This is a genomic window from Lysinibacillus sp. IITD104 (assembly GCF_036698265.2).
Classification (GTDB): domain Bacteria; phylum Bacillota; class Bacilli; order Bacillales_A; family Planococcaceae; genus Lysinibacillus; species Lysinibacillus boronitolerans.
Map to the genome: position 1 here is coordinate 1,677,815 of NZ_JBAHYH020000001.1, position 12,507 is coordinate 1,690,321.

A 12,507-nucleotide genomic window follows, 5' to 3' on the forward strand; every position below is an offset into this window, starting at 1 on the left:
AAAAAAGCTGTCGCCTAATATAATGGGCGACAGCTTTGTAAGTTATTGTTTCTTGCCTGTAATTAAATTAGCTATTTCTTCTAAAGTCATGGAAGAATGGACCTCATAGGAGCCGATTTGTAAGCTTCTCGCATATTTAGGATTAGCGAGTAGTAACTCCATTTCCACACTATTGGTAATAATGCCACCGTCTTCAAGCTTTTGTGCCACACTATACGGTGTGATACCACTATAGATTTGCAGTGACATCGTTGTAACATTCGTATTCGTTTCTTCACCAGCTTGTTCAGTTGCATCTGTCGTAGAAGTTTTTTCAGTCGTATGTACTTGCTTTAATTGATCCTTTAACGAGGCAATTTCTTGATTGGCCTTCTTTAGCTTGTTTTGTAGTGCTTCTACCTGTTGTTGATTGGAAAATTCCTTGGTAGGAAGACCGATATTTACATCGAAGCGACTTGCGAGTGCGAGTAATGCCCCAACAAGAAAAATAGCTATGCCAAATGCACGAATGGCAGACTTATTCATCAATCAACGCCCCCCGTTTGCAATCACTTGCCGAACTTGCTCTTCTGTTAAATTTGAGCGTATGCTAATATCTGCTACAGAAAGACCCTGTTTATTTAATTCCAGTACCTGACTAATGATGATTTGATGAATCGGTTTTGCTGGTGCTGTTGTTTGTCCAACTTTTGAAGCCTGTGCAGCCTGTTGAACAGCCTGCATGACTTGGTGCACTTTAGGATCTTGACCTTTTGGAGGTATACTTGTTTTTGATTTCACTTGGAACTCGGGCTCTAGTAAAAGTTCTTCCTCGACAATCTTAAGGCGACGCTTTAAATTATTCGTTTCTTGGAAAATGGAGATAGATAATTCTTCGACATCTTGTTCGATTTTTTTCGAGCTATTTTTGAAAAAGAACGAAATAATAATCAGTAAAATGCCAATACTCATTAATACGATGGATAAATCCAATAGTTTCACCTCAATGTAGTATGTAATTATAAGATATTTTACCATATGCAAACTTAATATGAAATGAAGGTAGATTTTTTTTCAGTTTATGTTATAATAGGTTAGTCGTATAAATCATGCTCAAATTTAAATTCTTGATATAGAGTGGGAGGGTTAATGATGCGCGTAAATATTACTTTAGCTTGCACAGATTGCGGCGAACGTAACTACATTTCTAAAAAGAACAAGCGTAACAATCCAGAGCGTCTTGAACTTAAAAAATATTGCTCTCGCGAGAAGAAATACACTCTTCACCGTGAAACTAAGTAATCGCTCATTAAGCCAAAACCACAAGTGGTTTTGGCTTTCTACATTTTATGAAATCATTCGATGAAACGATTCCAAGAGGATATGAAGTTTTCCGATAGAGGAGGTAGCCTAAATGGATAAAACAACCTTACGAAACACGGTACGTCAAGCCCTTGCAACTATGACGGATGAAGACTATCATCATCAATCATTAGCTGTGTTAAAAAAGGTGCTACAGGAACCATATATAATAGAAGCAAAAACAATTGGCATGACTATTTCAAATATGCCAGAAGTCGACACAATTCTTTTAATTGAGGAATTATGGAAACTAGGTAAAAAGGTCGCAGTTCCTAAGTGTCACCCGAAAACAAGAGAAATGTCATTTTACGTCATTGAATCATTTTCACAGCTTGAAACTGTATATATGCATTTGCGTGAGCCCATTCCAGCAATATGTGAGTTTGTTGACGCAAATGAGATGGATATCATTGTTGTACCAGGCGTTGTTTTTGATCCATACGGTTATCGAATCGGCTATGGCGGTGGTTATTATGACCGCTATGTATTAAACTATAATAAGGGTAAGCTAATGTCGCTGCTCTTTGATGAGCAAATCATTGATTGTGTTCCTACTGAAGCACATGATTGCCCAGTAGATATCATGGTGACGCCCACAAAACGTATTGACTGTGTTGCACAACGAGGAGCGAATGAAAATGGATAAAATGCTAGATATTTATGAACTCTTGAAAACATATGGGACCTATATTTATACACGTGATCCAATTGGCGATTTGATGTTGATGGAGGATGAAATACGTGAGCTCTATAAAGCGAATGTACTAGATATAAAAGATTATCAAATGGCCTTGCTACTTATTCGACAAGAAACAACAAGACTTCGTATGGAAGAGCATAAAAAGTAATGTTTGAAATATAATGTAATTGGGTATTGTAAAATTAATGTAACATGTATGTAATATTCTGAAAAACAGTGGGTTTCCGCTGTTTTTATGTTTTTACGAAACTTTTTACAATGCAAAACGTATATATAGATATCTGGTGCATAGAAAGAGCAAAGAGAAAAAATTTTCCATAAGATATGTGTTGATTATCTGTTAAAAAAGGATTAATATATATTTTGTTTCCGTAACAAAATGTAAATAATTATTATTTTTTTGTAAGGAAGTAGGGAGGATGTTAGGAATGAAATCAATAAAGTGGCCTAAACATTCATTTATGATACTAGCAATTATAGCAACTTGGATCAAAACGGTCATTGTTTACCACACAAGCTTTGAAATGAAAATTGAAAATGCAATGCAACAGTTTATTTTATTTATTAATCCATTAAGCTTCTTGCTATTTACGTATGGTTTATCACTATTCTTTAAATCAGCAAAAGCTAGAAATCGTTATCTGATTACAGTCAGCGTTATTTTATCCATAGTTTTATACGGAAATGTAGCGTTCTATCGATTCTACAATGATTTTATTACGCTACCAGTATTATTCCAAACAAGTAACTTTAGTGACTTAGGAACATCAGTAGCAGCCATTGTTGAGCCTTGGGATGTATTATATTTCGTTGATGTCGTTATCTTAATCTTAGCGAATAAATTTTTACCGAGAATGAAAGATGCATTTAAAGTGAATATTGAATTCCGTCGTGCATTTTTTGTGCTTGCAATAGCAATGACATTCTTAAATTTAGGATTAGCAGAAACGGAGCGTCCACAATTACTAACACGTAGTTTTGACCGCGAATTATTAGTAAAAAACATTGGTACGTACAATTACCACTTGTATGACATTTATATTCAATCTAAATCATCTGCACAACGTGCGTTAGCCGATGGTAGTGAGCTAGTAGAAGTAAACAACTATATACGCTCTAATCAGGCTGCTGTGAATCCAGAGATGTTTGGCAAATATAAAGGTCGTAACCTAATTGTTGTGTCAATGGAGTCATTACAAAACTTTGTCATCAATAATGACATGAATGGTCATGAGATTACGCCATTCTTAAACTCTTTAACAAAAGATAAAGATACGTATTATTTCAGTAACTTCTATCACCAAACAGGTTTAGGAAAAACATCTGACTCTGAGTTTATTGTTGAAAACTCATTGTTTGGCTTAGGTCGAGGTGCTGTATTCTTCACGCATGGTGGAAATACGTATAATTCAATGGCTGAACGCCTTGGAGAAAATGGTTACTTTACAAATGTCATGCACCCTAATAATAAATCATTCTGGAATCGTGACATGATGTACCAATCGTTAAAAATTAATAAATTCTACGATATAGATTCATATACTGTGGAAGAGGGGCAAGCTGTAAACTGGGGAATGAAAGATGTTCCATTCTTAGAGCAATCAGCTGCTTTAATGAAAGATATGCCACAGCCATTCTACTCTAGACTTATTACATTAACGAACCATTATCCATTTACATTGGACCCAGAAGATATTATGATTCCTGAATATGATTCAAATTCAGGTACATTAAATCGTTACTTCCAAACAGTACGCTACATGGATGAAGCTTTAAAAGACTTCTTCCAACAGTTAAAAGATCAAGGTGTCTATGATAACTCTATTATCGTGATGTATGGGGATCACTATGGTATTTCTGAGAACCATAATAAAGCAATGGCACAATATTTAGGAAAAGATCAAATTACACCAATGGATAATGCAATGCTTCAAGAAGTACCTTTATTCATCCACATCCCAGGAGCTGGCGATGGAAAAGAAATGACTGAGATTTCAGGACAAATGGATTTACGTCCAACGATCTTACATCTTCTTGGCGTTGAAACGTCCAAAGATATGCAAATGGGTGCAGATTTATTCTCTCCAGAGCATGAGGACTTTGTAGTCTTCCGTGATGGACGCTTTATTACAGATAAATACGTCTATGCTGGTGAAGCTTGCTATGACAAAGCAACTGGCGAAGAAATAGATGTTGAGCCATGTCAGCCTTATGCTGATCGTGCCACTATGGAGCTAGAAAACTCCGATGCCATCATCAATGGAGACTTACTTCGCTTCTATGACGAAAAAACAGGTAATTTAAAGCAGGATTCAGTAAAATAATCAAAGAGAGATCTCGTGTAGAGATCTCTCTTTTTATATTGCAGATAAAAAGGAATTAGTCACATGCAACCATTTATAAAATTTATTTGTGAATCTTATGCTTAAGAAAACACCCTTCACAATGTTACTACGCTAGGCAAGTGAAAACACTTTATTGACCTTTCTCTATTGACAAAGAAAAAGAGATGATTATAATAAGTGTAAATATCTGCATAACGAAGATTTGTTTTTCGCATTTCGGAGTATAAGAGTGAAAGGCATCGAAAAGAACGAGTAACTTTAATGGAACTGACAGAGAGTAGCCGGTTGTTGAGAGGCGAAAGGGATATTAAAGTGAATACATCTTGGAGCTGCGTACCGAAACTTAAGTAGGCTACGACGGGGTTGCATCCGTAATCATTGCAGAAGTATCGCTACGGCTGTACTTGTTGAGGAGGGCTATGTGAATAGCTCTCGAAAAAAGGTGGTAACACGTTTATCTACGTCCTTTAGGAATTTCCTAAAGGCGTTTTTTTTATGCCTTTTAAGCAGTGGATTTAGATAAAAGTTAGTAAAGCCTTGTCAACAGTCAGTACCTCATGAACTCTTATAGAGCTTGCAATATTAATATTTAATATTACAAGGAGATGTTTCGTATGTTTTTAACACCAAAGGAGCAAATAGCAATTATCAAGAAAGGCGCTAGCAAGATCGTAGATGAGCAGGATTTACTTGGAAAATTAGAGCGATCGTATAAGGAACAGCTGCCTTTAACGATTAAGCTAGGGCTCGATCCGTCCGCACCAGATATTCATTTAGGTCATGCTGTTGTTCTACGAAAAATCAAGCAAATGCAAGATTTAGGCCATCAAGCAGTTATTGTGATCGGTGATTTTACAGGACGAATTGGCGATCCTACAGGTAAAGCAAAGGGGCGAACAGCCTTAAACGACGATACAGTAAAGAAAAACGCCCAAACATATTGTGAGCAAATTTTTAAAGTGTTAGATATAAACAAGACAACGGTTCGTTTTAATAGTGAATGGTTAGCAAAACTGTCCTTTGAAGAAGTCATCAAGCTAGCAGCCACAACATCTGTTGCTCGACTTTTAGAGCGCGAGGATTTTCAGAAACGTTACCAACAGCACATACCAATTGGCATACATGAGTTTTTCTACCCACTTATGCAAGCGTATGATTCGGTAGAGCTTGAGGCAGATATAGAGTTAGGTGGAACGGATCAGACGTTCAATATTCTAATGGGGCGCACCTTACAAAAGCATCGAGGATTAGAAAAACAAATTGCTATTTTTATGCCCCTACTAGAGGGATTAGATGGCATTGAAAAAATGAGTAAGAGCTTAGGTAATTATATTGGTATCAATGAAGCACCTGAGATTATGTTTAAAAAAGTGATGGAAATACCAGATACTTTAATTATCAAATATTTCGAATTAGCAACAGATGAGCATCCACTAAAAGTGCAGGCTATTAAAGAGAGACTACAAAGGGGAGAGAATCCCCGCGATTTGAAATTTCTATTAGCAGAAATTATAACGACTTTATATCATGGACCTACAGCAATGGAGGAAGCAAGAGCTTATTTTGAAGCAGCATTTCAAAGAAAGGAAATACCCAAAAACATTCCCATACTGCTCTTAGAAATTGATAAGGAAAGAATAATGGATATCATTCCACAACTAGTGGAAATAGGTTTTATTCATAGTAAGAGTGAGTTTTTGCGGTTAATCAAGCAAAATGGAGTCTCCTTGAATGGAGAAAAGATAGCGATGGATGATTTATCACAAGTATTAATGAATAATGATGTCCTACAATTGGGCAAGAAACGATTTCTTCAACTCAATAAGTAATAACAAACAAAAAAAGAGCAATCTCCGAGGAGACTGCTCTTTTTTTGTCTGAATTTTAGTGTAATTTTGGTGGGTAACCGCTGTGAACAATCGTCATGATGACGAACCATCCGAATACAGCAGCACTTAATAAGTTGAAAACAACGCTTAATAGGTTCTTTTCTTTAATTGCTTGGAATGTACCAACTACAGCTAAAATCGCTACTAGACCAAAAATAACCATTAATAAGTTCATTAAAAATAGACACTCCTTTCGACATCAGAAAATGAATGTCGCAAACAATATTCCTCCTTAATTGTAAACGTTCTACTTGTTTTTGTCGAGGACTAAAATACTGCAAACTATGAACATTTATCGTCAAATTGTGGCAAAGTCTGTATAATAGGAAGTTGAGGTGATAACTATGATGAACGTACGAAGTTATTCTCTTGGTCCCGTCCAAACGAATTGCTATATCGTATCGAATAAAGAAAAAGAATGTATCGTATTTGATCCAGGCGAGGAAGCGGAGCGTCTCATTAAAACAATCCGTAGCAACGGCTTAAAACCTCTTGCTATCTTTTTAACACATGCCCATTTTGATCATATAGGGGCAGTGGATGCAGTGCGTGAGGTATTTGATGTGCCTGTATGGATTCATGAAAAGGAAGTTAGTTGGCTAGCGGATCCAACGAAGAATGGCTCTAGTAAATATGCTGCATTACCAGATTATAGGGTAGCTGCACCAGCACAAGACACAATCATCAAAAAAGAACAGCAATTTGAAATGAGTAATTTTGTTTTTCAAGCCGTTTTTACACCAGGGCATTCACCTGGGAGTATTTCCTATATCTTTGAAAAGGACGGTTTTGCCATCGTTGGAGACACATTATTTGAACAGGGTGTAGGACGTACAGATCTATTAGGTGGATCAACCAAAATCTTATTGGAATCTATCCATAATAAACTGTTGACATTACCTGAGGATACTATTATTTATCCTGGACACGGTAATTATACTACTGTAGGCGCAGAAATGGAGACAAATCCTTTTTTAAATGGATTTTAAAATTTGACTAATAAACTGTTTTAGCACATAAAAAAGCGTATCTCACCGAAAGTGAGATACGCGATTTTGTTTGTATTAATGACCGCCACCAGGTACGTGAATGAATGTTGTATAGTACGTGAAGCCAGCGAAGAATACAGTTAAATATGCTCCGAAAATGTACATGTACATACGTTCTGAAAGGTTTAAGAAGCCTAATAATAAGAATAAACCTGTATTACCTAAGAATAATAGCGATACCTCGTTCATACCTCCAAGGTAGAACATAACGGCAAAAATACCTGTCCAGAATGCCATAACTTTATACATATTATCCATGAAATTTCCCCTCCTTTTGCCCACGACACAATAATCTCTTACTCATTATAAATGATATGAAAGGTGTCTGTAAACTGGAACTTCTCCATGTTTGTGACAAACAAATGGATTTTTAATCTAGCTATCGATTTCTGTCACGTTTATTTCATATTTACATAAATCGCAATTATGTATCATACTTTCCATTTGCACAAATTCATTGTTCGTAAACAATGCATCTAATTGCCCTTTTAAATAGGATTCATGTAATGAACAAACAATTTCAGAATAGGATGTCAGTTGCTCCTGGAATGGACAATTGAAAATGGAGAAGATTACTTTTTTTCCATGCTCAGTTTGTTGAATTTGTGGAATATAGCCAATTAATGCGGCATTGTCCGTTAATAGCTGAAGTTTTTCATCGAAGGAAAGAGAATTACTTAATGTCAATTCAGCACTCATATAATTTTTCATTTGCTGGTAGCCGTCTTGGTAGCTAATTTCCTGGCACTTTGTTAATGCAGATGGACCAAAGTCTTCAATTAATTGAATCGTCCATTTTAATAAACGATCTTCCTCACGTCTTGGAAAAGTGAGAGATACACCCTTTTCTGAAGCTTTATAAACACGTCCAGGTCTGCCACCTTTACCTGTTTTTACATAGTCAGCTGTAATAATGTTTATTTCTGAAAGCTTCGTTAAATGAAGTCGAGCAACGTTTGGATGGATACCGAATTTATCAGCAATATGTTGCACAGTAACTGTTTTTTTCTCTTGCAATATGTACTCATAAATAGAGTATCTTGTTTCATCGGCTAGTGTACTAGTAATTTTTAATGGATGGATCATGAGCTTCACCTCTTTAAATTATTATAAAAATTATGTTCGTCTACCAAGTGTTAGGAAAATAATCATGTTGATACTATTATATTGTATTATTGAAAAAGATACAGTTCATTTCGGCATAAATATTAATTTTTTCATGTATTTATATTCTTTTTTAGTGGAAAATTGCACTTTATCCACATTTTTATAGCAAAAAACATTATTGGTGGAAAATTATCTTATAAATTTTTATTTTCTGAAAAGGGCTTTTCTCGTGGCGAGTTCCTCCTTATACTAGGAAATAACGAATAGAGCGGTCCTATTCGAATGAACTAAAAGAGAGGTGCATATATGCAGAGTTTTGAAACAGTTGTCGAACAAAAATGTGAGCAACTTTTACTAAAGGCCTATCATTTTGGAGCATCCGATTTATTGCTGGTTCCAGGAAACATAAAGTATCGGATCTATTTTCGGAAATATGATAAACTTCTCCACGCGGGTGAGCTACAAAATGAACTTGCAGAAAGAATGATCTCTTATTATAAATTTCTTGCTCAATTAGATATTAGTGAGCGTCGTAAACCTCAAAGCGGCGCGTTTCAAAAAGCAATGGAGCAAAATTCATATTCGTTTCGAGTATCCACACTGCCTTCTGCATTTTTAAAAGAAAGCTTAATTATTCGTTTACTTCTCCAAAATCATGCATTTCCACTAACTTCCCTAAGCTTTTCCAAAAGCGCTGCTCACCAACTCATGGAGCTAGTACAAAACAGACAAGGTCTTCTATTTTTTACGGGAGCAACAGGCTCTGGCAAGTCTACTTCACTTTATTCCCTAATCCACTACTGTTCCACAGAATTGAATCGACATGTGATTTCTTTAGAAGATCCTGTAGAAAACAGCCAAGCGAATTTACTTCAAATTCAAGTAAACGAGCGAGCGGGCGTTACATATGCTACAGGACTAAAAGCCATTTTACGTCATTCACCTGATGTCATTATGATTGGTGAAATTCGCGATAAAGAAACAGCGAATATTGCCATCCAAGCCTCCCTAACAGGGCACTTAGTAGTCTCCACTATTCATGCAAAAGACTCCATTAATTGTCTCTATCGTTTAATGGATTTAGGTGTGTCGATAGATGAGCTTCGTCAAACGGTTATCGGCATAGTTGCCCAAATGCTTGTTCAGACTTCAGGTCTACATGAAGAACGTCGAGCTGTCTATGAAATATTACATGATGATCATCTATCAAGAGCCATCACCGCCATTCAGGATAAGGGAAATTACAAACTTCCTTATGACTTAACATTAAGGGGGCAAAAAGATTTAGTGGAGAGCCTATATGCAGTTACAAACATACATCGATAAAATTGTTCTTTTTTACAATCGGGCTACGAAATGGCGGGTAAAGGAGCAAGCTCAGCTTTTCAATCGATTATGTGTGTTAATGCAGGAAGGATATTTATTTCCACAAGCTATTTCCATGCTACTACCTCATCATATCGAAGCTCATGAGGACATACAGCTGCAAATTGATGAAAAGCTCAGACAAGGAGTAGGTGTTGCAGAGATATTTGAAATCTTACAGCTAGGGAATCATTATTTAATGGCAATTAAGGTGGCAGAAAACAATGGTCATATGATAGAAGCGTTTAAAGGTGTGGCTAAGCAGATAACAGTAAGTGAAAAGACTAAGAAAAAGCTAATCAAGCTGCTGATCTACCCTGTCACACTGATGTTCTTTTTATTGTTGTTATTTTTTGTGTTTCGTACATTTTTTTTACCGAACATTGAAAGAATGGTCGTCAGTCGTACCTCTGAAACAGAAGAGACAAGTATTGCATTGTCCAATATGTTATTACATGTCCCAGATGTAGTCATCTTGACCATGTTCATAGTAATAGGCAGCTTAATCATTTTTCGATTCTATCTCAAACGACAAGCTGTTGCGCATCAACTAACAATTTTATTAAAAATCCCCTTTATACAGCGCTATTTTAGGCTGGCATTGACAAGGCAGTTTGCTGCTTATTTAGGCAGCTTACTACAAAGTGGATTTTCATTACAAGCAAGCCTTCAGCTATTAGAGGAACAGCAGCTACAACCATTTCTCCAAGTTCTTTCACAGCGTATAAAAGAAAGAGTCATCTTTGGAGAATCACTGACACAGGCGGTAACGATAATGGCCGTTTTTCAAAAAGATTTTCCAATGTTCGTTGAGCATGGCGAGCACAGCGGATATTTAGGAAAAGAATTAGTATTGTATAGTGATTTATTAATGGAAAAGCAGGAGCAGCTTTTACAAAAAATATTAGCTTTTGTGCAGCCTAGCTTCTTTATCCTTATAGCTGCTTGTATAATAGCAGCTTATATCAGTTTATTATTACCCATCTATCACATGATTGAATTAGTTTAGGAGGTAAATGATGAAACGTATCAACCAACAAGCTGGTTTTACTTTAATAGAGATGCTTATAGTTTTGCTAATTATATCTATCCTCATTTTAATTACAATCCCAAATGTTACAAAACATTTCGCCACAATAGATAAGAAAGGCTGTACGGCTTATATATCCATGGTGCAAGGTCAAGTAGAGGCTTATCGTGTAGATAATATGGCCTATCCTACCTTAGATGATTTAGTGGCAAAAGGCTATTTAAAGGAAAATGAAACAACCTGCCCCAATAAAGAAGAAATAGTGATTACTAATGAGGGAGAGGTACGTCCAGCCAATGTCAACTTGGAAACAGGTACGGATAGCTAATGAATGTTCATAAAAATGGTGGTTTTACAATTCTTGAAATGCTGATTGTCTTATTTCTTGTTATGAGTTTAACAGCGATTGTTAGTAAATTTTCATTGAAAATAGCAGAAACCAAGGAAATAGAACGATTTTTTACGCAATTACAACTCGATATTCAATATATTCAAACCTATAGTATGAGCCAACGGCAATATATAGCCCTGAAGGTGGAAGGTTCAACAAATCGTTATAGTATTCAAAAAGATTTTTTTACCCATTTATATGAACGCTCTTTTCCGAAGGGGGTTGAATTTTTGCCCGCAGAGAGTTCCATTCAAACACTTGTCTATAATTACAGCGGCAATGTGATGTCCGCTGGTACTATGGCGTTTAAAACTCCACAGGGTAAGAAAAAAGTAATCATAACATTAGGGCGAGGGAGAGCTAGGATTGAATGAGTCAGGCTATTCTTTTGTAGAAACTATTTTAGGTGTGGGGATTTTAATGATACTTTGTACCTCGTTAATTCCCATTACCTATACGATGAAAACAAATCTTGCTAATAAAAAAATGGAGCTAGTTGCAGCTGAAACAGCATATGAAGGTTTAAAACAGTATCTTGCGATTCAAGTAACAGAGGGCACTCGGACCATTGAACAGGTTGCTTATCACTGGATAGTTGATGAACAACAAGTTTGTGTCGAATTTCAAAATTTACAGGAGCCACGCCAAAAATGTATCCAAGTGACAGGTGAAGTACATGAATGAGAAGGGCTATACATTAATAGAAGCTATGTTTCAATTAGTTGTTTTTGTGCTTATTTCTCATTTTTTTGTCCTTATCATGCTGTGGTTTGCTGAAATGAGATTCACTATGCTAACAGATGAACAAACAAAGTGGGAACTATTTGTTTCTGATTTAAATCTCTCTCTAAAAGATATTTCCACCTTTTCCGTTCGAGACGATCAAAAAAGAATGACTTTCCAAACAGCCGATACGCTCCATCATATTGATTGCTACTCGAATATTATTCGTGAGCAGGTAAAGGGTGGACATGTTCCCATGCTAATAGGAATCAATAAATGCCAATTTAGCTATTCCGAAAATAAGCTGACGGTGGCTGTAAAAATGACTAGTGGTATTCAAAAGGAGCGAACCTTTTATGTGCCAATTATTGAAAAATGACAGAGGGGCTATTTTTTTGATCGCAATTGCATTATTATTTTTTGTAACTACTTTTGTTCTTGCGTATTATATGTCTTATGAAATGCAGTATCGAACATATGATGGGCTAGAAAAATTGAATGTTCGAGCTACGATAAATTTATTGGGACAAATTTTGTCAGACAGTGTAGAATCGTAGTTATAAGAAG

18 protein-coding genes and 1 other annotated feature are annotated in these 12,507 nt (G+C 36.0%); of the genes, 13 read left to right on the plus strand and 5 right to left on the minus strand.

All coding sequences use genetic code 11. The annotated features are described in order from the left end of the window. Positions 1-42: 42 nt before the first annotated feature. The gene (locus V1L66_RS08455; RefSeq protein ID WP_333005835.1) at positions 43-525 is read right to left on the minus strand and encodes a hypothetical protein; all 483 of its coding nucleotides are present in this window, start codon (positions 523-525) and stop codon (positions 43-45) included. Positions 526-528: 3 nt separating this feature from the next. After that, a complete protein-coding gene (locus V1L66_RS08460) occupies positions 529-981 on the minus strand; it encodes a hypothetical protein (RefSeq protein WP_258859755.1) in 453 nt (150 codons plus the stop codon). 150 nt (positions 982-1,131) lie between these two features. On the opposite strand from V1L66_RS08460, the gene rpmG reads away from it, so the two are divergent. The 5 genes from rpmG to tyrS all read left to right on the plus strand — a co-directional run bounded on the left by rpmG (position 1,132) and on the right by tyrS (position 6,215). Further along, on the plus strand, positions 1,132-1,281 hold the full coding sequence (rpmG, locus tag V1L66_RS08465) for a 50S ribosomal protein L33 (protein WP_008408521.1): 150 nt from the start codon (positions 1,132-1,134) through the stop codon (positions 1,279-1,281). 112 nt (positions 1,282-1,393) lie between these two features. Beyond that, complete coding sequence (locus V1L66_RS08470; RefSeq protein ID WP_312124280.1) at positions 1,394-1,987, plus strand: 5-formyltetrahydrofolate cyclo-ligase; 594 nt, start codon at positions 1,394-1,396, stop codon at positions 1,985-1,987. Then, positions 1,980-2,189, plus strand: coding sequence for a YqgQ family protein (locus tag V1L66_RS08475; RefSeq protein ID WP_004231021.1), 210 nt, complete (start codon positions 1,980-1,982; stop codon positions 2,187-2,189). Before V1L66_RS08470 ends, V1L66_RS08475 begins: the two co-directional genes overlap by 8 nt. Before the next feature lie 280 nt (positions 2,190-2,469). Then, positions 2,470-4,365 carry an LTA synthase family protein gene (locus V1L66_RS08480; protein WP_036076177.1) on the plus strand — a complete coding sequence of 632 codons (1,896 nt, stop codon included), beginning with the start codon at positions 2,470-2,472 and terminating at the stop codon, positions 4,363-4,365. Between the two features lie 251 nt (positions 4,366-4,616). Continuing rightward, positions 4,617-4,857: a binding site (T-box leader), on the plus strand. Between the two features lie 143 nt (positions 4,858-5,000). Continuing rightward, positions 5,001-6,215, plus strand: coding sequence for a tyrosine--tRNA ligase (gene tyrS, locus V1L66_RS08485; protein ID WP_333005839.1), 1,215 nt, complete (start codon positions 5,001-5,003; stop codon positions 6,213-6,215). Positions 6,216-6,270: 55 nt separating this feature from the next. Here the strand turns inward: tyrS and V1L66_RS08490 are convergent, their stop codons facing one another. After that, entirely contained in the window at positions 6,271-6,450 is a 180-nt protein-coding gene (locus tag V1L66_RS08490; RefSeq protein WP_016993959.1) for a DUF2759 domain-containing protein, read from the minus strand. Positions 6,451-6,619: 169 nt separating this feature from the next. Between V1L66_RS08490 and V1L66_RS08495 the strand changes: the two genes are divergently transcribed. After that, the gene (locus tag V1L66_RS08495; RefSeq protein WP_016993960.1) at positions 6,620-7,264 is read left to right on the plus strand and encodes an MBL fold metallo-hydrolase; all 645 of its coding nucleotides are present in this window, start codon (positions 6,620-6,622) and stop codon (positions 7,262-7,264) included. 75 nt (positions 7,265-7,339) lie between these two features. On the opposite strand, the gene V1L66_RS08500 is transcribed toward V1L66_RS08495, so the two are convergent. Next, the gene (locus V1L66_RS08500; protein ID WP_004231035.1) at positions 7,340-7,582 is read right to left on the minus strand and encodes a DUF2626 family protein; all 243 of its coding nucleotides are present in this window, start codon (positions 7,580-7,582) and stop codon (positions 7,340-7,342) included. 117 nt (positions 7,583-7,699) lie between these two features. Further along, complete coding sequence (locus tag V1L66_RS08505) at positions 7,700-8,410, minus strand: metalloregulator ArsR/SmtB family transcription factor (RefSeq protein ID WP_036076172.1); 711 nt, start codon at positions 8,408-8,410, stop codon at positions 7,700-7,702. A 327-nt stretch (positions 8,411-8,737) separates the two neighbouring features. Here V1L66_RS08505 and comGA point away from each other — a divergent pair, with 327 nt between their 5' ends. The 7 genes from comGA to V1L66_RS08540 are packed head-to-tail and all read left to right on the plus strand — an operon-like array spanning position 8,738 to position 12,497. Then, the gene (comGA, locus tag V1L66_RS08510; RefSeq protein WP_016993962.1) at positions 8,738-9,757 is read left to right on the plus strand and encodes a competence type IV pilus ATPase ComGA; all 1,020 of its coding nucleotides are present in this window, start codon (positions 8,738-8,740) and stop codon (positions 9,755-9,757) included. After that, positions 9,732-10,805, plus strand: coding sequence for a competence type IV pilus assembly protein ComGB (gene comGB / locus V1L66_RS08515; RefSeq protein ID WP_036076168.1), 1,074 nt, complete (start codon positions 9,732-9,734; stop codon positions 10,803-10,805). The genes comGA and comGB overlap by 26 nt, the downstream gene beginning before the upstream one ends. A 10-nt stretch (positions 10,806-10,815) precedes the next feature. Then, positions 10,816-11,154: a competence type IV pilus major pilin ComGC gene (gene comGC / locus V1L66_RS08520; protein ID WP_016993963.1), complete on the plus strand. Its 339-nt coding sequence runs from the start codon at positions 10,816-10,818 to the stop codon at positions 11,152-11,154. Further along, complete coding sequence (comGD, locus tag V1L66_RS08525) at positions 11,154-11,591, plus strand: competence type IV pilus minor pilin ComGD (protein WP_036076166.1); 438 nt, start codon at positions 11,154-11,156, stop codon at positions 11,589-11,591. Before comGC ends, comGD begins: the two co-directional genes overlap by 1 nt. Continuing rightward, complete coding sequence (locus tag V1L66_RS08530; RefSeq protein ID WP_036076164.1) at positions 11,584-11,901, plus strand: hypothetical protein; 318 nt, start codon at positions 11,584-11,586, stop codon at positions 11,899-11,901. The genes comGD and V1L66_RS08530 overlap by 8 nt, the downstream gene beginning before the upstream one ends. After that, positions 11,894-12,319 (plus strand): competence type IV pilus minor pilin ComGF, encoded by a 426-nt coding sequence (gene comGF, locus V1L66_RS08535; protein WP_016993967.1) that lies wholly within the window; start codon positions 11,894-11,896, stop codon positions 12,317-12,319. Before V1L66_RS08530 ends, comGF begins: the two co-directional genes overlap by 8 nt. A gap of 16 nt (positions 12,320-12,335) precedes the next feature. Beyond that, entirely contained in the window at positions 12,336-12,497 is a 162-nt protein-coding gene (locus V1L66_RS08540; protein WP_225340350.1) for a hypothetical protein, read from the plus strand. Positions 12,498-12,507: the final 10 nt, after the last annotated feature.

Bases quoted from the DNA above. Each gene is read 5' to 3' on its own strand.
- V1L66_RS08455 (WP_333005835.1), bottom strand. From the start codon at position 525: ATGAATAAGTCTGCCATTCGTGCATTTGGCATAGCTATTTTTCTTGTT.
- rpmG (WP_008408521.1), top strand. From the start codon at position 1,132: ATGCGCGTAAATATTACTTTAGCTTGCACAGATTGCGGCGAACGTAAC.
- V1L66_RS08470 (WP_312124280.1), top strand. From the start codon at position 1,394: ATGGATAAAACAACCTTACGAAACACGGTACGTCAAGCCCTTGCAACT.
- V1L66_RS08475 (WP_004231021.1), top strand. From the start codon at position 1,980: ATGGATAAAATGCTAGATATTTATGAACTCTTGAAAACATATGGGACC.
- V1L66_RS08480 (WP_036076177.1), top strand. From the start codon at position 2,470: ATGAAATCAATAAAGTGGCCTAAACATTCATTTATGATACTAGCAATT.
- tyrS (WP_333005839.1), top strand. From the start codon at position 5,001: ATGTTTTTAACACCAAAGGAGCAAATAGCAATTATCAAGAAAGGCGCT.
- V1L66_RS08490 (WP_016993959.1), bottom strand. From the start codon at position 6,450: ATGAACTTATTAATGGTTATTTTTGGTCTAGTAGCGATTTTAGCTGTA.
- V1L66_RS08495 (WP_016993960.1), top strand. From the start codon at position 6,620: ATGATGAACGTACGAAGTTATTCTCTTGGTCCCGTCCAAACGAATTGC.
- V1L66_RS08500 (WP_004231035.1), bottom strand. From the start codon at position 7,582: ATGGATAATATGTATAAAGTTATGGCATTCTGGACAGGTATTTTTGCC.
- V1L66_RS08505 (WP_036076172.1), bottom strand. From the start codon at position 8,410: ATGATCCATCCATTAAAAATTACTAGTACACTAGCCGATGAAACAAGA.
- comGA (WP_016993962.1), top strand. From the start codon at position 8,738: ATGCAGAGTTTTGAAACAGTTGTCGAACAAAAATGTGAGCAACTTTTA.
- comGB (WP_036076168.1), top strand. From the start codon at position 9,732: ATGCAGTTACAAACATACATCGATAAAATTGTTCTTTTTTACAATCGG.
- comGC (WP_016993963.1), top strand. From the start codon at position 10,816: ATGAAACGTATCAACCAACAAGCTGGTTTTACTTTAATAGAGATGCTT.
- comGD (WP_036076166.1), top strand. From the start codon at position 11,154: ATGAATGTTCATAAAAATGGTGGTTTTACAATTCTTGAAATGCTGATT.
- comGF (WP_016993967.1), top strand. From the start codon at position 11,894: ATGAATGAGAAGGGCTATACATTAATAGAAGCTATGTTTCAATTAGTT.